The organism is Microbacterium sp. LWH3-1.2 (assembly GCF_040675855.1).
Classification (GTDB): Bacteria; Actinomycetota; Actinomycetes; order Actinomycetales; family Microbacteriaceae; genus Microbacterium.
Window position 1 is genome coordinate 200,536 of record NZ_JBEGIK010000001.1, and the last position, 19,697, is coordinate 220,232.

Sequence of the window (19,697 nt, forward strand, 5' to 3'; positions counted from 1 at the left end):
GCTCCCGGCTGCGCACAAGGCGGCACCAGCAGCCGCCGACCCTCGGCGCATGGCCAGGAGAAAGATGCACACGACACTCGTCGCGACCGACACCTCTGTGCGCGCCGCCCTCCGGCGCCCGAGCCTCATCCGCGAGGCCGGCTACGCGTACTTCCCCATCGCGCTCATCGCCCGGCTGCCGTTCGCCATGATGGTGGTCGGCATCCTGACCCTCGTCGTCTCGGCGCGCGGCTCGCTCTCCCTCGGCGGTGCGACCAGCGCCATGACCGGTCTCGGCACCGCTCTCGTCGGGCCGCTCCTCGGCGCCGCCGCCGACCGCTTCGGTCAGCGGCGCGTGCTGCTGATCGCCGGGGCCGCCAACAGCGCGATGCTCGGGACGATGGCGTGGCTGGCTTTCGCGCCGGTTCCGGATGCTGCGCTCCTCGCCGTCGCGTTCTTCATCGGCGCGACCATGCCGCAGGTCGCGCCGCTCTCGCGCAGTCGCCTCGTCGGTATCATCGGCGGCGGGTACCCGAAGGAGCGCCGCACGCCCGTCGTGAACGGAGCGATGGCATACGAGTCCGCGGCGGACGAGATCGTGTTCGTCTTCGGACCGGTGATCGTGGGCCTGCTCGCGACCACTCTCGACCCGGCTGCCCCGGTGATCGGCGCCGCCGTCCTCGGACTCGTCTTCGTCAGCGCGTTCGCCCTGCACCCGACCGCGCAGACGGTCACGGCATCGACCGGCGGCCCGCGGCCCGAGCAGGCGCCCGTGCGCGAACTGCTCCGTCGGCGCGTGCTCGCGCCCGTGGCAGGGTCCCTGGGAATGGGGCTGTTCTTCGGCGCGATGCTGACGTCGCTCACGGCGTTCATGGCAGAGCGCGGCGCTCCCGAGCAGGCCGGCCTCGTCTACGGGGCGATGGGCATCGGGTCGGCTGCCCTCGCTCTCGGCGTCGCGCTCTTCCCGGCGCGCTTCCCACTGCGCGCGCGGTGGCTCGCGTTCGCCTCGATCCTGGTCGCGGGCGCGATCGCGCTGCCGTTCGTCGGGAGCATCGGCGCGATCGCGATCTGCCTCCTCGTGATCGGCGTCGGCATCGGACCGACCCTGGTCACGCAGTACAGCCTCGCAGCGGCCTTCAGCCCGCCGGGCCGATCCGCGACCGTGATGACGATGCTCGGCTCTGCCATCGTCGTCGGCCAGTCCGCAGCATCCGCGCTCACGGGACTCGTGGCCGACTCCGCCGGAGCCGGCACCGCACTCGTCGCGCCCGTCGTCGCCGCGTCCGTCGTGCTCGGCGCGGGCATCTGGAACGCGCTCGCCTCGCGCCACTGACCGGTCGGTTACTCGCCTCGCCCTCCGGTCGGGCGCCTACCGGGTCGCGTCGGCGAGGAGCCGCCGCATCTCTGCCATCGTCTCCTCGGACTGCGCGAGCAGTGCGCGCAGTCGCTCGACCGTGTCCTCGGCCTCGGCCCCCCGGACTTCGGGCTCGAGCCCCGGCGACTCCGGCGTGCCGGCGATCGGCGCCCCCGGACCACCCCCCTGCCCCGCGGCCACACCGGCCTTCACCGCGCCGGAGACCGCACCGGCCGCGACGCCCTTCGCCGCGTGATCCGCGATCGCCGGCTCGGCGTCGGCGGGAACCACGGCGGTATCGTCCGCGGGAGCCGGAGTCTCAGCATCCGTCTGCGCCTCCTCTGCCGCTTTGCGAGGACCGAGGAAGAGGTTCGCGAGATAGCCGGTGAACGTACCGAAGATGCCGACGCCCACGACGATGATGAGCGTGCCGATCATGCGGCCGACGTTGGTGACCGGGTACTGGTCGCCGTAGCCGACGGTCGAGATCGTGACGATCGTGTACCAGAGCGCGTCGGAGGCCGACGTGATGTTGGCGCCCTCCGCGTCCTCTTCGACGTACAGGATCGAGATGCTGCCGAACTGCAGCACGAGGATGCCCATCAGCAGCAGGGTCATCAGCGCGCTGTTCGCGCGGTCATGAATGAGGGTCGACCACACCGTGCGCGGGCCGAGTTCGCGCAGCAGACGGAAGACCCGCAGCAGGCGGAACAGTCGCAGGATCTTGAACTGCGGGAACGGGAGGCTGGCGAGCAGATCGGCCCAGCCGAAGCCGCGGAAGAAGTAGCGCGACGCCTTCGGCGCCGTGAAGATGCGATAGACGAAGTCGCCCAGGAAGATCGCGCTGAACAGGGCGTTCATCACCGAGAGCACCAGTTCGAGCGCGGTGTCGCCAGCGATGACGTACATCAGCACGAGGTTGCCGATCGAGAGGATCGACAGCGCGCCGATGAAGATCTCGTACGCGGTGTTCTTGAGCTCGGCACGCGCCTCGGCGCGAGCGCTGGCGCGCGCGCGGGACCGCTCGCGGATCTCGGAGAGGGAACGGGCCATGGCGGGGCTCCTCGGGTCGGGCGAGACCGGACGCGCTCCGGCTGTGCCCCATTGTGCTCGCACCGCGCCCTCGCGTGCGCGCAGACTCTCAGGCGAGTCCGCTGGCGCGCGCCCCACCCTCGACGCGTGCGGGTGAGGCGACTGTTCCCGCATCCCCAGGGGGCCTCGGATGTCACGTGCCGCCACCCGGATACCTTGCGGTTCTAGGTAACGTGTACTTCTATGTACCTAGAACTTCTAGGTATGGAGGACGACGTGAAGATCGGCAAGGACCTGGTCGCCGCCGCGGCGACGCCGATGGTGCTCGGCATCCTCGCGGAGGGCGAGTCGTACGGCTACGCGATCCTGCAGCGCGTCGGCGAGCTGTCGGGCGGGGAGCTCGAATGGAGTGACGGCATGCTGTACCCGCTGCTGCACCGCCTCGAGCGGCTCGGGCACGTGGAGTCGTCGTGGGGCGCCTCCCCGAGCGGACGGCCCCGCAAGCACTACCGGCTCAGCTCCACGGGACGGGCGGCGTTCGCCGAACAGCGGCAGCAGTGGGCGGTCGTGAGCCGCGCGCTGCAGCGGGTGTGGGCGGATCGCGACGGCGGCACGGACTTCGCGGGCATCCCGGCGCTCGGAGGTGCCTGACATGACTGAAGACCTCGACCCTCGCATCGAGGACCAGATCTCGGCGTGGCGCGCGTACGTGTCACGCCCCGAGGCGATCGACGGCCGTGACGTCGACGAGCTCGAAGACCACCTGCGCGGCCAGATCGACCGACTCGAGGCCTCCGGCCTCGACCGTGACGAGGCCTTCCTGGTCGCGGTGAAGCGGCTCGGCGGCCTCGACGACCTGTCGCGCGAGTTTGCGCGCGAGCACTCCGAGCGGCTCTGGAAGCAGCTGATGTTCCAGGACGAGCCGCGCGCACCCCGCACCGGCGGTGGTGTGCTGCTCGCGGTCGGACTCGCAGTGGGTGCCGCCCTCGCGGTGAAGATCCCGGCCCTGTTCGGTGTGCAGTTCGCGGAGAACGGGGACTTCTACGGCCGCTGGTACGCACTGCTCGTGCTGCCCTTCCTCGCGACGTACTTCCTGGTGCGGCGGACGGCGACGCTCTCGACGATCGCGGTCGTGGCGGTGCCGTTCGTGGCGGCAGCCCTGGTGATGGCGGTCTACCCGTTCGCCCCGGGCGGCGCGACGCTGATGCTCGCGGCGACGCACGTCGTCGTGGTGCTGTGGCTCGTCACCGGCATCGCCTATGTCAACGGCCGGGTCAGATCGAGCCGCGCCCGCATGGACTTCATCCGCTTCACCGGCGAGTGGGTCGTCTACCTCGCGCTCATCGCGCTCGGCGGTGGCGTGCTCATCGCGCTCACGATGGGCGTCTTCGCCGCCATCGACCTCGACGCCGGCTGGTTCGTGGAAGAGGTCATGGTGCCGTGCGGTCTGGCGGGCGCGATCCTCGTCGCCGCATGGCTCGTGGAGGCGAAGCAGAGCGTCATCGAGAACATCGCCCCGGTGCTCACGAAGCTCTTCACGCCGCTGTTCACCGTGCTGCTGCTCGCGTTCATCGCCGCGGGCTTCATCCAGGGGAACCTGATCGACGACAGCGCGACCGAGGTGTTCGGCCAGCGCGACCTGCTCATCCTCTTCGACATCGTGCTCATCGTGGTGGTGGGCCTGCTGCTCTACGCGCTCTCTGCCCGCGATCCGCTGGCGCCGCCCTCGTGGTTCGACCGGATGCAGCTGGTCATGGTCGTCGCGGCGCTCGTGGTCGACATCATGGTGCTCGTCGCCATGATCGGGCGCATCGCCGAGTGGGGCGCGAGCCCGAACAAGCTGGCCTCACTCGGGCTCAACGTCATCCTGCTCGCCAATCTCGCCGGCGCCGCCTGGCTGCAGCTGCGCTTCTCGATGCACCGGGCTCCGTACGAGCGTCTCGAGCGCTGGCAGACGGGCTTCCTGCCCGTGTACCTCGCGTGGGCGGCGATCGTGGTGGTCGCCTTCCCGCCGCTCTTCGCCTTCGTATAGACACGGATGCCGCGCCCGCAGCATCCGTCCCGTTCCCGTGCGCGCGATCAGGGCACCACGTCGACGACGTCGCAGCCGAAGAAGCTCAGCCCGTCCGTGGTCGTGCCGCGCACGCACAGCTCGGTCGTCGTCTTGCGCACCGGGATCCCGCGGCCCGCGGCGTGCAGCATCGCGTCGCGGTCGCCGTCGGCTGCCACCACGTCCTCGAGATGCACCTTGCCATGCCGTTCCGGTACACCCGTCGCCGAGGCGACGAGCGGCGCGCGGTCGCCGATGCGGACACTGTCCGCATCGATCGTGGCCGCGTCGAACGCGAGCGGCAGCCCGAACTCGCCCGCCACCGTGGTCAGCACGGCCATCGGGATGGCGGCCTCGTTCACGGTGACCGGATTGCGAGTGGAGCCCGGTTTGATGTCGAGCTTCACCGGTACGGCGCAGTCGATCGAGAACTCCGTCGCCTTCTGGTCGTTGGCGGGATCGGGGTCCGCGACCTTGGCGAGCACCGGCGCCACGGCGGCGGCGATCGCCACGGTGTGCAGACCCGGCTCGGTGCAGGTGATCGCGTACGAGCCGGTGTGGCCGCGCGGCGCGCCCACCGCGAGCGCGTCGGCATCCCACGTCGCCGTGACCGGAGTCACGACGACGCCCGGTTCAGCGGTCACCGTTTCTCCGACGATGGCGTCGACAGGGCCGTCGGGACCGAGGTTCGCCACCTCCGCCGTGACCTCGAAGGCGGTGGTCGCGCCGACGACGCTGAACCCGACTCCCTCCGCGCCGATCTCCGTGACGCCCAGGTCGGCCTCGACGCACTGGGCGTCATCCGGGTGAGCCAGGCAGTACTCGCGCACGGCAGGGGCCAGATCGACCTCCGCCAGCGTCGTTCCGGCCCGGACGTCGTGCACGACCATGGTCTCGGCATCCGCGTCGAACGGGACCGTCAGCAGGCCCGCCCCCGGACGAACCACGCGACGCTCTCCTCCGGTCTCGGTCTCCTCGAAGACCCAGCGGGGATCCCAGGCGTGGATGGCGTCGAGCACGTCGCCCGCGTGGCCTTCGAGGCGCAGCTCGAGCAGCGCGGGATCGCCGAGATGCGTGCGCGACCGCTGCATGCCCACGACCACCGAGGTGGGCGTCGCCGTCGTCGGGCCGAAGTCGGCCTCGACGACGAACGAGCGTGCCGTGTCGTCGTAGTCGTACTCGGGGATCGGAGCCGCCGCAGGGTCGGTGTCGCTGAACGGCTCGGCGTACCCGCTGACGGCCCCCGCGGTGATGGTCAGAGCCGTCGCCGCGGCCACAGCGCCGGCCAGCAGGGCCGCGCGCCGCTTCGTCGTGATGTTCATCGTCGTCTCCTCAGCAGCTGCCGTCGAGGCACTCGGTCAGGAACCAGTCGATCCGCCGGACATCGCCGGCTCTGGGTGGTCGTCTGTCGCTGTTCATGAGGTCGTCGGGTGTCGGCTCGGACACCCACCACGTCCCGCCGCCGGTCTCCGCGATCGAGCGGCAGTCGGCGGCCGTGCGCCCGAGGTTCGGCGCATCGGCCTGGCACTCGGCCTGCGTGTCGAACATCGTCGGGTTCGGGGTGTTCTCCCAGTAGCCGCCGTCGCAGCAGTATTCATCGGGCAGCCCGAACGGCGAGTGTCCCGTCTCGTGCAGCACCGTCCCGAGCGATGTCGGCTCGCTGGTGAACATGCCGTTCGAGGCGCAGTCGCGGAACGTGTTGGCGTGCAGCACCGCGCCGGTATCGGCCCACGAGTAGTCCGTCGCCCAGTTCGCCGGGCCCTGCGGCTGGCACCTCGTGGCATTCGGGTCTGCGGGAGTCGGCGCGGCCACCTCGGAGTCGCCCGTGCCGGTCGCCAGCCAGAAGTTGAATCCCTGCTGACGAGCGAGGAAGAAGCCCTCGCCGAAGTGAGCCCCCTGGATCGTGGTGCTCACGGCCGCCTGGAACGCCGCATCCGTCGCACCGGTGTAGTCGTCGCCGTCCGCGATCAGCACGACGTCCACCCGGTTCGCACGCCCTCCGGTGAGCAGCACGGGAACCGCGGAGCCCTGCTCGGGCGGGCCGACCCGCGTGCGTCGCCAGCCGGTGAAGCTCTCTTCGCCGTTGGTCGCGACTTTGCACGAGTAGACCAGATCACCCGCGTTTACGTCGGGCACCGTGAAGGTGGTGGAGGATGCGGTCGTGGCGACCTGATCGGGTCCGGCCTTGTCGTTCACCCAGATCTCCAGCTGATCCACCACGACTGCGCGGTTGACCAGGGGTGGCCCGGATCCGGTGGACGTGTCCTGGATGGTGTCGCCGACATTGAGGGCGGGATCGAGCGCCTCGGCCGTGATCGTGACCGTGTCGCCCGGTTGCGGCCACAGCGGCGAGTGCGTGCACCGCACGAGGGCATCGGAGGCCGTCTGCGGCGGGGCGTCGACATCCGCCTCGATGCGGAAGCGAACGAACACACTCTCGCCGCCACCGCCCGTGGTCGTCAGCTGCGAGTCGCACTGCCCGCTCACGTCGCCGGTCACGGTGCAGCCGCCGACCGAGAGATCCACCGTGAGATGGAGGTCGTCGCCAGGCCCCGCGGTGAGGTCGCAGACGTCGTCGTCGAAGTTCAGGAAGCCGTCGGAATCCGAGATCTTGACGACGACGGGCACGGATGTCGTCACGTCGGCGTCGACCACGTGCTCGGCGATCCAGTTGGGCGAGATCTCGTCCTCGTCCTCGATCTCTCCGAAGCTCGTGTCGACGCCGTCGATCGTCACGCGGGAGTAGAAGTCGGAGCCGTCGAACGTGTCGGTGCATCCGCGCTCCTCGACACGCTCGATGACGACGCGCACATTGGTCAGAGTCTCTCCGCTCGCCGCGGTGGGTGTGAGAACCGCGAACGTGGATCCCGCGAGTAAGGCGACGGCGGCGATCGCGATCCGGCTCTGGCGATGGCGGTTCCTCGACCGCGCTGGTGTGGGTTGCATCGAAGGCTCCTCTGATCGTCGACGTGAGGGTGCTCGTCCGAAGAGGCCGCCGGGCTCGGCGGTGATACATGTCAGGTCACGAAGACGAGCGTCGCCGTGAGCGAGGCGGCGTGGAGCGAGTGCACGTCCGCAGCCCGGCCTACGCTCATCTCATGCGCGAGACGCGAGAGGTTCGTCGCTGGGTGCTCCACGTCGACCTCGACCAGTTCATCGCCGCCGTCGAGATCCTGCGCAACCCCGTGCTCGCAGGCAAGCCGGTCGTCGTGGGCGGCCGGGGCGATCCCACCGAGCGCGCTGTCGTCTCGACGGCGTCGTACGAGGCACGCGAGTTCGGAGTCGGGTCGGGGATGCCGCTGCGCATCGCCGCGCGGAAGATCCCGGATGCCGTCATCCTGCCGGTCGACGCGCCGCTGTACCTCGCCGCGTCGGAGCAGGTCATGGCGACGCTACGGTCCCAGCCGGGAGCCGTGGTGCAGGTGCTCGGTTGGGACGAGGCGTTCGTCGGTGTCGAGACCGACGACCCCGAAGGCTATGCCCGAAGGCTGCAGCAGGACGTGCTCGACCGCACCCGGTTGCACTGCAGTGTCGGCATCGGCGACAACCTGGTCCGTGCCAAGAACGCCACCGACTTCGGCAAGCCGCGCGGCACCTTCCACCTCACCGCCGACAACTGGCTCGATGTGATGGGCCACCGCCCGACGATCGCCCTGTGGGGCGTCGGATCGAAGATCTCGAAGCGGCTGGCGCTGCTGGGGATCGAGACGGTGGCGCAGCTCGCCGTCGCCGACCCGGATGCCCTGACCGCCGAGTTCGGCCCCAAGATGGGCCTGTGGTACCGCCAGCTCGGTCGCGGCGACGGCTCGAACGTCGTCGACGACACCCCCTGGGTCGCTCGTGGCCACAGCAAGGAGACGACGTTCCAGGTCGACATCGTCGAGCCCGCCGAGATCGAGGAGGCCACCCGCAGACTGCTGGGCGAGGTGCTCGACGAGGTCGCCGCCGACGACCGGCCGGTCGTCGGACTCGGGCTGAAGGTGCGCTACGCGCCATTCCTCACCAAGACGTTCACGAAGAAGATCCCGTCGACCTCCGACCGCGAGGTCGTGCTCGCCCGCACGATGGAGCTCGTCGCCAAGATCGAGCCCGGTCGGCCGATCCGCCTCCTCGGCGTGCGCGCCGAGATGGCGATGCCCGACGACGTCCGCGAGGGCCACACGCCGACCCGCAGCGGCTGGTGACGACGCGGCGGCCCCGGATCAGCGGATGTCGGCGAGCGCGCGGTGCACCGATGCGACGGCGCTGGATCCCTCGCCCACCGCTGCGGCGACGCGTTTCATCGAGCCGCGGCGCACGTCTCCCGCGGCGAAGATGCGGGGCACCGACGTCTCGAACGGCAGCGGCTCGCGGCCCATCCCCTGCCAGCGCTCCAGCGACTGCACCGACACGTCCGTGCCGGTGCGGAGGAACCCGTCGGCGTCGCGATCGAGCTCCGCGAGCCACGATGTCGCGGGCTCCGCGCCGATGAAGCAGAAGAGCCCGCGCGCCGTGACGTCGCCGATCGAGTCGATGCGGACGCTCTCCAGCGCCGACCTGCCACCGAGCGCCGTGACGCGGGACCGGGTGTGCACGTCGATCCGCGGGTCTTCGAGCAGCCGGTCCACGAGATACGACGACATGCGGCTGCCGAGGTCGGAGCCGCGGACCACGAGGTGCACGGGGCATCCGTTCGCGGCGAGGTACAGCGACGCCTGCCCGGCGGAATTGGCCCCGCCGACGACGACCACCGGCGACTCGAAGACCTGTCGCAGCTCGAGCGGAGTCGCGGCATAGTAGATCCCCGCACCCTCGAACTCGTTCCAGCGGTCGAGGTCGAGCGTGCGGTACGCCGCTCCCGAGGTGACGATCGCCGTGCGGGCGCGGATGACGCGTCCGTCGGTGAGCGTGACGTCGAGGTCGTTCCCCGCGGGGCGGAGGTCTGCGGCCTCACAGGGTGCGTAGACGCGCACCCCGAACTTGAGGGCCTGGAGCGACGCCTGGCCGATGAGGTCACCGCCGCTGACACCGAACGGGAAGCCCAGGAAGTTCTCGATCCGCGACGTCGCCGCCGCCTGCCCGCCGGGGGCCACAGCATCCAGCAGCACGGTGCTCAGACCCTCGGAGGCGCCGTAGATGGCGGCTGCGAGCCCTGCAGGGCCGCCGCCCACGACGACGAGGTCGACCACCTCGTCGGCGCGGCCCTGGTAGCTGAGCCCGAGCCGCTCGGCGACCATGCCGGGCGTCGCCCGCTTCATGGCCTCGCCCTGGATGAAGGCGACCGGCAGGTCGTCGAGACCGATTCCGTGCTCGCCGAGCGTCCAGAGGTCGCCCGGGGCGAGCTCGATCGCCGTGTGCACGAGATCGACCCGCTCCGCGAAGCGGCGCAGCGCCAGGAATTCGCGCGACGAGCGGGGTCCGACGAGCTTGAGGGTCAGCGCGGCGGGTCCGGTGCGGAGGATCTCGCGCCGCGCCCACAGCGCGTGCAGGATGATGTCGCACAGCTCGTCATCTTCCGCCATCAGCACGCGCAGCCGCGAACGACTGACACGCAGCATCCGTCCCGCTTTCGTCGCCCGTGCCGACAGGAACGCCCCCTGCCCGTTGAGGAGCCCGAGCTCGCCGACGAAGCTGCGCGGCCCCATCGTGCCGACGTGGGTCTCGCCCACCCAGCCGAACGCGACGCGGACGATCTCGATCTCGCCGCTGTCGACCAGGATGAGGTCGTAGTCGAGGTCGCCGGCCTGGAACAGATACTCGCCCTGCGCGACGTCGTGCGGCTCACCGAACGACAGCAGGCGCTCCCACTGGGCGTCGGTGAGTGCGGGCTTCATCATTCGCTCGAACTCGCGCTGCTTCATCTTCGCGGTGCCCATCGCACGTCCCTTTCTCAGCGGTGGATCAGTTCGCGCCAGTCGGCCGGAACCCGGCCCTCCGGCCCCGGCGACGGCTGCGTGTCGGGACGCGATTCGGGCGGCGAGAGCCGGGGTCCGTCGACGTAGCCCTCGGCGACGTAGTCCCAGAACCAGTCCTCGCCCGGCTCGAAGCTGCGGACGTACCGGTGGCCCGTCGCCCGGAAATGCGCGGTCGCGTGCTGTGCGGGCGAGGTGTCGCAGCACCGCACATCCCCGCACACCGCGCACCGCCGCAGATGCACCCACCACCCGCCGGCGGCGTCGCAGTCGGCGCAGCCTTCGCCAGAGGGCGGCACGGTGGTGTCGATCTCACTCAGGCTCATGCACCTGCCTCTCATCGCACGCGTTCCGTCGGTGCGATGCTAACGCGCCCGGGCGGAAGCGGGGCCGTTAGAGTGAACGGCGATGATCGAGGTCGCCGACGGCGTGCTCGTCGCCACCAGCCGCGTGATGTCGACGACGTCGACCGTCCTGTGCCGCGATGGCGAGGCCCTGCTCATCGATCCGGCGTGGATGCCTGACGAGCTGGATGCCCTCGCCGACGAACTGGACGCGCGCGGGCTCCGCGTCGTCGGCGGCTTCGCCACGCACGCCCACCACGACCATCTGCTGTGGCACCCGCGCTTCGGCCCCGCCCCGCGCTGGGCGTCGCCCGCGACGGCGGCGCTGGCACGAGATGAGCGCGCGGCCCTCGTCTCGGCGCTCGGCGTCGACTTTCCGGGCGAGCTGGTGCAGTTGATGGGGCGCGTGGAGGGAACGGATGCTGCGATCCCGCCCGCGTCGATTCCTCGGGGATTCGCACCCGAGCTGGTGGTGCACGACGGCCATGCTCCGGGTCACACCGCCGTGTGGCTGCCGGAGCAGGGGGTGCTCGTCGCGGGCGACATGCTGAGCGACCTCGAGTTGCCCCTGCCGTTCGCTCCCGACGACCTGCCGTCGTATCTCGTGGCGCTCGATCTTCTCGCGCCGTTCGCCCGCCGGGCGGAGCTCGTGATCCCCGGCCACGGCACGCCCGGGTTCGATGCCGTGGCCCGCGTGGACGCCGATCGCCGGTACCTCGACGACGTCGTCGCCGGGCGCGTGCCGACCGACCGGCGTCTCACGAACCCGGGGATGCCGGAGGAGTACGAGCGCCTCGCAGCCATGGTCGCGGAACTCGGCTCCTGAGACGTCGAGTCTCCGCGACGCTGCGAGGGCGCAGCATCCGCCTCCTTAAGGGGTTTCGGCAGTCGTTCCTTATCGACGGGTGGGTGCATCGGTCATAGGATCCCGCCAGGAATGGCGCAACAGGGGGATTCGTGCGCCCGAGTCGATTCTCCCGCGCCCGGAACCTGGGGAGGGTCCGATGAAGAATCCGATCAAGAAGGCTGCCGCGACAGCGGCGCTCGTCCTCTGTGCCACGCTCGGCGGCGCGGCCGCAGCGCAGGCGAACGGGTGGGCGTACGAGATACCCGCGACGCCGGAGGGCAATCACGCGGCGACGTGGGGGGACAACTGCGAGAAGATCGAGTTCGACGACGACGGGGTGCTGTCGTACACGCTTCCCGACACCTACACGGTGGTCGTCGTGAAGGCAGGACGCACCAACACGGTGTACGAGTTCTTCGGCGGCGGCGACGTGTCGTCGCTCTCCGGCAAGGACATCAGTCACATCATCTACTGCCCGGGGCCCGGCGGCTCCTGACGCAGCACACGACGATCCTCCCGCGGCCACTCGGTGCGGGAGGATCGCTGTCTGCTCAGTCGGGTTCGGCCGCGGTGTCGCGCGGAGAGGCACCGCCGCCGAGCTTCACGAGGTGCGTGGCCGAACTCGGATACGCCCGCTAGCACCTCCGACCCGATGTTCCTGCGCCCGCGACGCAGCTCATCGAGTGAGCCCCCGATCGCGACGTAGCCGCCGGGCCGCTCGAACGGCCGGGAGGTCGAGTTCGCGCGCCACGAAGAGCAAATGCTTGCGCGTCCGACAGGTGTCGCTATAGTGATACACATTGGCAATGGCGTATCACTATTGCGACATAAGGAGAAGCAATGACCACCAACCCTTCGATGCTTGAGCGGGTGACGCCGTTCTTCGAACTCGTCCGTGACGCCGAGGACGTGATCGAGAACGAGCGCCGCGTGCCCGAAGAGATCACGGATGCGCTCTACGAATGCGGTATGTACCGCGCATTCCTCCCGAAGGAACTCGGCGGACTCGAGAGTCACCCCGTCGATTGGTTGGAAGCGGTCGAGGCGCTTTCCCACATCAACGGTTCGGTCGGATGGCTCTGCATGCTCCATACAGGGCAGACCTGGGCCTCGAGAGACGCCATGAAGCGGATCCTCGCCGACGAGCGTTGGATCATCGCCGGCAATGGCGGGCGTGCAGGCGGCGTGGCGAGGGCGGTCGAGGGAGGCTACTGGGTTTCGGGGCGGTGGCCCTTCTCGAGCGGATCCCCTGAGGCGACCCACCTGTTCGGTCTGTGCGTTCTCCATGACGACGACGGCAACGAGGTGCTGTCACCGAAGGACGGCGCGCCGTGGTTTGTGGTGCCCTACTTCCGCCGGGAGGACGTAACCCTCTATGACACGTGGGACGGACTGGGTCTTCGGGGAACGGGCAGCGGCGACTTCTCCGTGGACAACGTCTTCGTTCCCGCTGAGATGGTCGACGAACGAGGCATCTGGGGAATCACCTACGGAACCCCCCACGAAAAGGGCCCGTTCATCCAGGCAGCCCACTCTGCACACGCCATCGGGCTCGCCACCGCCGCGATGGAAGAACTCATCAAGCAGACGCATCTGAAGGCCCGCCGCGGGTCCTACCGACAGCTTCGGTTCGCTACCGACGAGAACCTGCACATCAAGATCGCGACTGCGGATGCTCGGATCCGCTCGTGCCGCCTCTTCCAGAACGACGTGCTCACCCGGGCTTTCGCGAGCGCGCAGGAAAACCGATACATCGACTACGAGTTGCGCGTGCTGATGGCGGAGATGAACACCTTCATCGTGCACGAGATGCGCGAGGTGGTGAACTCGCTCTTTCTCGAAAGCGGTGTCGGTGGCGTCTTCAAGGGATCGCGGCTGGGTCGGATCTACCGCGACATGTCCACCGCCGCGAATCACATCATCATTGCCCAGAACCAGCAGCCATCGGTTGGCGCGTACTGGATGACCAAAGACATGGAGGGCGGCCCCTTCATCGAGAACATCGAGATGTCGGCGATCTACCCGCCGCATCCGCAGTTCGCAGATCGGGCGAACATCCGAGTCGAGCTCCCGACGAGGAAGAAGTGAACGCCGTCATGGAGGCCGTTCGCTTGGAGCCCCCGCAGATCGCCACAGAACTGCGCGCGACCTTCGCCCGATTCGCTACCGGTGTCGCCGTCGTCGCGTACGAAGACGACGCCGGCACGCACGGCTTGACCGTCAACTCTCTCACCTCGATCTCGCTCGACCCGCCGTTGCTGCTTGTCTCGATCCAGAAGAATTCGCGCTCTCACGCAGCGCTGTTGGACAGGCGGTTCACTGTCAGCGTGCTCTCGGCCGACCATTCGGACGTCGCTCGCGCATTCGCGTCGAAGTCTCGCGACGGAGCACCGGAGTGGGATCGCTCAATGGGTGTTCCACTCGTCGCGGGTGCCATCGGCTGGTTCCATTGCGCGCCATGGGCACGCCATGAGGCGGGCGATCATACGATTGTTCTCGGCGAAGTGCAGCGCTGTGGTTCCGGCGACGGATCCCCATTGCTGTTCTACGGGGGCCAGCTGACGCGGCTGAACCGATGACGACTCTGTTCGCTCGCGCCCGGACCGAACGTGGAGAGGTGGGTCGAATGCAACAGAGCGACTCGTCGAGCACGCTGGAACGCGCCCTGGCGCTTCTTTGGCATCTGTACGCCGAGCCCGAGGGACTGACCGCTTCCGAACTCGCGGCGCGACTCGATACTCAACGGACCGCGTTGTACCGGCTTCTCCGCCCGTTCCTCCGCGAGCAGTTCATCCGTCGCGACACCCGGAAGCGCTACTATCTCGGCTTCGGGATCACGGCACTGGCTCGAGCAGTGGCAGAGCCCTTGGAGAGCATCGTCCGAATTCCTCTTCAGCGCCTCGCGGACGCCTCCGGCTCGACGGCCGCGCTGATCGCCGATACAGACGGCATTCTCGTGACGGTGGCCAGCGCGCAACCGGCGATGCCAGGTATCCACCTCTCCATCCCGACTGGCTTCGTGCACGACGGATCTTCCGGCGTGGGAACGGCTGTGCAGGCGATCCGCGCTCGTGAGAGCGGCAGTGACGCCACCTGGGGTGAGGATCGTCCACCGCTCGGAATCGCGGACAGATCTGGTCACGGGTTCACCGCGGCGAAGCTCGTGCGCATCCCCATCATCGGGGCCGATGCCTTCGTCGCGGTGATTTCCGTCGCCCAGCTCGATCCTCGTGTTGCGGAGCAGCTCCTCGAGGAAGCCGCGCGGCAACTTGACGCGGCGATCTGACCTCCCGAAACACAGATTTTACATCGCGTTTTATACATCAGTCTTTACATCAAGGCGTCGCTGGCGCAAGCTATGAACACACCGATCCCGAATCGGACAAATAACACACCCGACAACGCGACCGATGTTCTCGAAGTAGAGAACCTGAGCGGCGAATCTCCTCATCAGCACCGCACCAAACTCGCCGCCCCGCGTAGTTCCCCCATAGGAGAGTCATGAAGAGTCGACACGCAACCACACGGGCGGGAGTCCTGGCGACGGTCACCCTCGCCTGCATCGGACTACTCGCAACCGCATGCGCTGGAACCCCCGCTCCGGAGGCAAGCAAGGACGTCCAAACGGTGCCTCAGTCTCCGACCGGCTCGGAGCCGGTGGAGTCGGTGACCTGGAACATGGGTTCCGGGGAACCGGCCACCTTGAACCCGCCCAACGTTCCCACCTACTCGGGGATGGCGCTGGTCTCCAACCTTTGCGATTCCCTCCTCTCCGTTGATGAAGAGGGAGCGATCATTCCCGGCTTGGCCACCGTGGAGATGGAGACGCCAACACGTGCGGTCTTCACACTTCGCGGCGAACCGACCTTCTGGGACGGCACACCTCTCACGTCTGCGGACATCGTCTTCAGTATGAATCTCGCCGCCTCTCCTGCTTCGTACCTCGCTCCCACCTACGCCGGCGTCACATCGATCACGGCGCTTTCGCCGACCGAGGTGGCCGTCGACTTCAGCGCGCCGGATGCCGCATTCCTGCCCACCATGGCGGGCGTGGGCGGCGCCATCATGCAGCAGGCGTTCACCGAGGCAGCCGGCGAGAACGTCGGCACTCCCGGCGTCGGACTGATGTGCTCCGGCCCATTCGAGCTCGGCCGATGGAACCCCGGTACAGACATCACGATCACCAAGAACGAGAACTACTGGGACGCGGAGCGGGCTCCCCTTGTCGAGAGCGTTCGCCTGACGTTCATCACCGATACGTCGGCGATGACCCAGGCGTTCGCGACGGGAGAGGTCGACGGCGGCTGGGAGATTCCGAGCACCGCGGTGCCGGCTCTCACGAACACCGACGTCGGCGCCCTGTACTTCGGCGACACCACCTCGGTGTGGAGCCTTCGCGTAGCCGACCCGTCGAGTGTGCTCGCAACCGAACCGAAGCTTCGCGAGGCTTTGCAGCACCTCATCGATCGCGATGCGATCGCGAGCGTCGTGTTCTCCGGAGCCGCGCAGCCGTGGGCAACAGCCATCAGCCCCAACTCGTGGCCGGCCGCAGAAAGCGAGCAGGCGCTCGAGGCGTACAACACGATAGCCGGCGATCGCTCCTACGACCCCGAGAAGGCTGAAGACCTCGTCGAAGAGGCGGGCGCGACGGGGGAGAAGCTGGAGGTCATCGTCGCGAGCGGCGATGAGACGGCGTCGAAGATCGCACAGCTTCTCCAGGAGCAGGCCAAGTCCGTCGGGCTCGACCTGTCGATCAACTCGTTGCAGCCGCTCGAGTACGCGCAGGCGATGTACGACCCCGCGGTCCGCGCGGGAAGCGACTTGCTTCTCGGAGTGAGCGGAGACGTCATTCAGGAGCCGCTGACGTCGATCCGCTACTACTACCTGCCGGACGGTCTGTACAACTGGGACGGCTTCGTCGATGACGAGCTCTCCACACTCTTCGAGGATGCGATCACGACGGCTGATCCTGCCGAGCGAGTGAAGCGGACGCTCGAGATCCAGTCGATCTACGAAGCACACGGAGCCACGATCGCGATCGTGAATCCGTATCAGGTGAACTTCGTGAACGACCGCATCGGAGGCGTGATCACCTCGTGGGTGTACACGAATCTCCCTTCGCTGGCGTTCATCGGCGGACGCTGATCCGCGGGCGCTGGTTCCGAGATCGATTGCGGTTCTTCGGAGGCCGCCCCTCGGCGGCCTCCGAAGGGCCGGTTGGCATTTGACATACAGAGATGGGCCGTGGTGACGACAATCCAGACTGCGAGCGCTGAGTGGCGCGACGTTGCGAAGTTGGTGGGCAAGAGATTCGTCAGCCCCTGGGTCGGGGTGTCCGAAGGTGCTGTCGAGCACTTCGAGCAGGCAGCCTACCTCGCTCAAGAGGATTCGAAGTTCGACCTCTCGGCCTACCCGGAAGGACTCGTCGAGGGTTTCCATCTTCTGGCGCTCCTCGACTACCTGGTCGGCCAGGTGTCTTTCATCGAATCGGACGGGTGGGAAGGGTGGAACTATGGGCTTGATCGCGTTCGGTTCACCCATCCCGTCACGACCGCCGATCGCGTGAGGGTCCAGGGAGAGATCACCGGACTGGACGACCGCGGTTCGGCGGTTCTCGTCACATACGACTGTCAGATGGAGGTCGAAGGAGTGTCGAAGCCGGCGTTGGTCGCGACCTGGAAGGTGCTCTGGAGCGTCGACGAAGTGGAGGCCGGAAGTGACGAATGAGCTTGCCTGGCTCGACGGGCACGAGATCGCGGCGCTGATACGCACGCGCGAGATCAAACCCAGTGAGGCCGTCGCCGCTGCGCTGGCTCAGGTTTCGAACCACGAGTCACAGGTCAACGCGTTCGTCACCGTCCTCTTCGAGGAGGCGATGAGCGCCGCCGAACAGGCGGACAAGCGTCTGATGGAGATCGGCGCGCACGAGTTGCCGCCGTTGTTCGGCGTCCCGCTCACTGTCAAAGACCTCGCGCCCACTGCCGGCGTACGCACCACATTCGGCAGCACCGCGTTCGCGGACCACGTGCCTTCGGAAGACTCCATCTCCGTCGGCCGCCTGCGCGGTGCGGGTGCCATTCTCATCGGCAAGACGACCACACCCGAGTTCGGGATGCTGGGCGTGACGGAGAGCGCGCTGACCGGCATCACCAACAACCCCTGGAGACTTGGGTACACGACGGGCGGTTCCAGCGGGGGCGCCGCAGCGGCGGTCGCCGCAGGCATGGCACCGCTCGCATGGGGCTCGGACGGTGGAGGCTCGATTCGGATTCCGGCTTCCTACTGCGGCGTCGTCGGGCTCAAGCCTTCTATGCGCTGGATTCCGGGCGATCAGCCCTGGGATACGGCCGTGACCGACGGGCCTCTATCGCGCACCGTGGCTGGCATCGCACTGATGCTCGAGGTGACCGCAGGCTTCGATCCCCGATCCCCGCACTCGACGCCGATCGCTCGGAAGGACTTCGTCGCCGCGACCCTGGCGGCTTCACCGGACCTGTCTGGCGTACGGATCGCCGTGGCGATGACTCCCTCCGACGGTCCCGTGGCCGCCGAAGTCCGCGCAGTCGTGGAAGCGGCAGTCGCTCGCCTGGCCGAAGCTGGCGCCGTTGTGTCGGAGGTCCGACTGGATCTCCCTGATCCGGTCGAGTACTTCATCGACTTCTGGGGCCCCTTCTTTCTCGCCGAAGACGCGCCCTTGCCGCATCCGGCGATGCGAGAAGTGCGCGAAGCGGCAGGCCGAGTCACGCTGGCGAGCTATCTGCACGCGTCCACAGTGACGCGCGGTGAGATCACCCGCGTCTACAACGACGTCTTCCGGGATCATGACTTCCTGATCACGCCCACTAGTCCCGTCGCTCCTTTCGTGCACCCCGGAGCGCTGGGTGGGGCGACTCACGTCGACGAGACCGAAGTCCGCTATCCGGCGATCGACTTTCACCGGCTGACGGAGTCGGCGTCCCACGCGGGTATCCCTGCGATCACCGTACCGGCCGGATCGAACAGCGAGGGACTGCCGATAGGCATGCAGCTGCACGCTCCTCAGCATCAAGACATCGAGTTGCTGCGGCTCGCGCGGGCTTGGGAGCAGATCGCCCCCTGGCGACAGATTCTTCCGGAGTTCCTGCGGTGACCACGGTGACAAGCCGGGTGCAGGCTGCCGACTCGAGCTCGGGTCGCGATCGTGAACGGCGGATCCTGTCACACGCGTGGCGATGGGTCATCGGACCCGTCACAACGATCCTGGTCACCTCGTTCATCGTGTTCGCCGCGCTCACCCTCACCCCGGGAGACCCGGTGACGCAGATACTCGGGGGCAAGGCGTCTGCCGAACAGCGGGCCCAGCTCCGGGAACAGCTCGGCTTGGATGATCCGCTGATCGTGCGGTACGCGGATTGGCTCGGCGGCATCCTGACGGGGGATCTCGGAACTTCCTACACATACAAGGATGCCGTCGGCACGGTGCTGCTCCCTCGTATCGAGACGACGGTCTCGCTGGTGCTCTATGCAGGGATCCTCATCCTTATCGTCGGGATCGCGCTGGGCTTGGTCGGGGGGCTCAGCACCCGGATCAAGCCCGCAATGGTGGTTCTCGTCGCCGTCCTCATCTCGATTCCCAGTTATGTCGCCGCCACGGCGCTGCTCGGCGTGTTCGCGGTCAACCTGCGGCTGTTCCCGACATACGGGGCAGGCACGCCGGGTCCGGACCGCATCTGGCACCTCACGCTGCCCGCAATAGCCCTGTCGATCGCCTGGATCGCGTACATGGCGCAGATCTCGATGGCAGCGGTCAGTGAGCAGCGTGCCAACGAACACGTCCGCACAGCCGAGGGAAGAGGCCTGCCGCGCTCGCTGGTCATTCGGAAGCACATCCTTCGCAACGCAGGAATCCCCATCGTCACGGCATCGGGTCTGACGCTGGCGGCGCTCGTCGCCGGAAGCGTCGTGGTCGAGAGCGCATTCACGATCGACGGAGTCGGGTCGCTCCTCGTGAGGAGCGTCTCAAGCAAAGACGTACCCGTGGTGGCCGCGATCAGCGTGCTGATCGTCGCAATCTTCGTCGTGATGATGACTCTCGTCGAGCTCATTCACGTCGCGATCGATCCGACCGCCCGGCGAGGAGGGCGTACAAAATGAATGCTCTTGTGACGACTCCGGCGACTCCGAGGACCCCGGCACTCACCAGATCATGGGTTCGAGTCTC

General features: G+C 68.0%; 18 protein-coding genes. 13 read left to right on the forward strand and 5 right to left on the reverse strand.

Annotation, left to right across the window (positions count from 1 at the left end):
- The first annotated feature begins 64 nt into the window (after nucleotides 1–64).
- Nucleotides 65–1,312 (forward strand): MFS transporter, encoded by a 1,248-nt coding sequence (locus tag MRBLWH3_RS00985; protein WP_363435189.1) that lies wholly within the window; start codon nucleotides 65–67, stop codon nucleotides 1,310–1,312.
- Nucleotides 1,313–1,348: 36 nt separating this feature from the next.
- Here MRBLWH3_RS00985 and MRBLWH3_RS00990 read toward each other — a convergent pair whose 3' ends face one another.
- Nucleotides 1,349–2,386 carry a potassium channel family protein gene (locus MRBLWH3_RS00990; RefSeq protein ID WP_363427828.1) on the reverse strand — a complete coding sequence of 346 codons (1,038 nt, stop codon included), beginning with the start codon at nucleotides 2,384–2,386 and terminating at the stop codon, nucleotides 1,349–1,351.
- Between the two features lie 255 nt (nucleotides 2,387–2,641).
- On the opposite strand from MRBLWH3_RS00990, the gene MRBLWH3_RS00995 reads away from it, so the two are divergent.
- Nucleotides 2,642–3,016 (forward strand): PadR family transcriptional regulator, encoded by a 375-nt coding sequence (locus MRBLWH3_RS00995; RefSeq protein ID WP_363427830.1) that lies wholly within the window; start codon nucleotides 2,642–2,644, stop codon nucleotides 3,014–3,016.
- A 1-nt stretch (nucleotide 3,017) separates the two neighbouring features.
- Nucleotides 3,018–4,397, forward strand: coding sequence for a permease prefix domain 1-containing protein (locus tag MRBLWH3_RS01000; protein ID WP_363427832.1), 1,380 nt, complete (start codon nucleotides 3,018–3,020; stop codon nucleotides 4,395–4,397).
- Between the two features lie 47 nt (nucleotides 4,398–4,444).
- Here MRBLWH3_RS01000 and MRBLWH3_RS01005 read toward each other — a convergent pair whose 3' ends face one another.
- Both MRBLWH3_RS01005 and MRBLWH3_RS01010 read right to left on the reverse strand, forming a co-directional pair.
- Complete coding sequence (locus tag MRBLWH3_RS01005; RefSeq protein WP_363427834.1) at nucleotides 4,445–5,737, reverse strand: hypothetical protein; 1,293 nt, start codon at nucleotides 5,735–5,737, stop codon at nucleotides 4,445–4,447.
- A 10-nt stretch (nucleotides 5,738–5,747) separates the two neighbouring features.
- Nucleotides 5,748–7,361, reverse strand: coding sequence for a hypothetical protein (locus MRBLWH3_RS01010; protein ID WP_363427836.1), 1,614 nt, complete (start codon nucleotides 7,359–7,361; stop codon nucleotides 5,748–5,750).
- A 152-nt stretch (nucleotides 7,362–7,513) separates the two neighbouring features.
- Here MRBLWH3_RS01010 and MRBLWH3_RS01015 point away from each other — a divergent pair, with 152 nt between their 5' ends.
- On the forward strand, nucleotides 7,514–8,599 hold the full coding sequence (locus MRBLWH3_RS01015; protein WP_363427838.1) for a DNA polymerase IV: 1,086 nt from the start codon (nucleotides 7,514–7,516) through the stop codon (nucleotides 8,597–8,599).
- A gap of 18 nt (nucleotides 8,600–8,617) precedes the next feature.
- On the opposite strand, the gene MRBLWH3_RS01020 is transcribed toward MRBLWH3_RS01015, so the two are convergent.
- Nucleotides 8,618–10,270 carry an FAD-dependent oxidoreductase gene (locus MRBLWH3_RS01020; protein WP_363427840.1) on the reverse strand — a complete coding sequence of 551 codons (1,653 nt, stop codon included), beginning with the start codon at nucleotides 10,268–10,270 and terminating at the stop codon, nucleotides 8,618–8,620.
- A 14-nt stretch (nucleotides 10,271–10,284) separates the two neighbouring features.
- Nucleotides 10,285–10,632, reverse strand: a complete 348-nt coding sequence (locus MRBLWH3_RS01025) for a UBP-type zinc finger domain-containing protein (protein ID WP_363427842.1) — start codon at nucleotides 10,630–10,632, stop codon at nucleotides 10,285–10,287.
- Nucleotides 10,633–10,714: 82 nt separating this feature from the next.
- Between MRBLWH3_RS01025 and MRBLWH3_RS01030 the strand changes: the two genes are divergently transcribed.
- From MRBLWH3_RS01030 to MRBLWH3_RS01070, 9 genes are all read left to right on the forward strand, one after another.
- On the forward strand, nucleotides 10,715–11,476 hold the full coding sequence (locus MRBLWH3_RS01030) for an MBL fold metallo-hydrolase (protein WP_363427844.1): 762 nt from the start codon (nucleotides 10,715–10,717) through the stop codon (nucleotides 11,474–11,476).
- A gap of 178 nt (nucleotides 11,477–11,654) precedes the next feature.
- Entirely contained in the window at nucleotides 11,655–11,993 is a 339-nt protein-coding gene (locus tag MRBLWH3_RS01035; RefSeq protein ID WP_363427846.1) for a hypothetical protein, read from the forward strand.
- Between the two features lie 413 nt (nucleotides 11,994–12,406).
- On the forward strand, nucleotides 12,407–13,585 hold the full coding sequence (locus MRBLWH3_RS01040) for an acyl-CoA dehydrogenase family protein (protein ID WP_363427848.1): 1,179 nt from the start codon (nucleotides 12,407–12,409) through the stop codon (nucleotides 13,583–13,585).
- On the forward strand, nucleotides 13,582–14,076 hold the full coding sequence (locus tag MRBLWH3_RS01045) for a flavin reductase family protein (RefSeq protein ID WP_363427850.1): 495 nt from the start codon (nucleotides 13,582–13,584) through the stop codon (nucleotides 14,074–14,076). Before MRBLWH3_RS01040 ends, MRBLWH3_RS01045 begins: the two co-directional genes overlap by 4 nt.
- Before the next feature lie 47 nt (nucleotides 14,077–14,123).
- The gene (locus tag MRBLWH3_RS01050; RefSeq protein ID WP_363427852.1) at nucleotides 14,124–14,783 is read left to right on the forward strand and encodes a helix-turn-helix domain-containing protein; all 660 of its coding nucleotides are present in this window, start codon (nucleotides 14,124–14,126) and stop codon (nucleotides 14,781–14,783) included.
- A gap of 341 nt (nucleotides 14,784–15,124) precedes the next feature.
- Nucleotides 15,125–16,642 (forward strand): ABC transporter substrate-binding protein, encoded by a 1,518-nt coding sequence (locus MRBLWH3_RS01055; protein WP_363427854.1) that lies wholly within the window; start codon nucleotides 15,125–15,127, stop codon nucleotides 16,640–16,642.
- Nucleotides 16,643–16,741: 99 nt separating this feature from the next.
- Nucleotides 16,742–17,224 (forward strand): hypothetical protein, encoded by a 483-nt coding sequence (locus MRBLWH3_RS01060; RefSeq protein ID WP_363427856.1) that lies wholly within the window; start codon nucleotides 16,742–16,744, stop codon nucleotides 17,222–17,224.
- Nucleotides 17,214–18,626, forward strand: coding sequence for an amidase (locus MRBLWH3_RS01065; RefSeq protein WP_363427858.1), 1,413 nt, complete (start codon nucleotides 17,214–17,216; stop codon nucleotides 18,624–18,626). The genes MRBLWH3_RS01060 and MRBLWH3_RS01065 overlap by 11 nt, the downstream gene beginning before the upstream one ends.
- Complete coding sequence (locus tag MRBLWH3_RS01070) at nucleotides 18,623–19,630, forward strand: ABC transporter permease (protein ID WP_363427860.1); 1,008 nt, start codon at nucleotides 18,623–18,625, stop codon at nucleotides 19,628–19,630. The genes MRBLWH3_RS01065 and MRBLWH3_RS01070 overlap by 4 nt, the downstream gene beginning before the upstream one ends.
- Nucleotides 19,631–19,697: the final 67 nt, after the last annotated feature.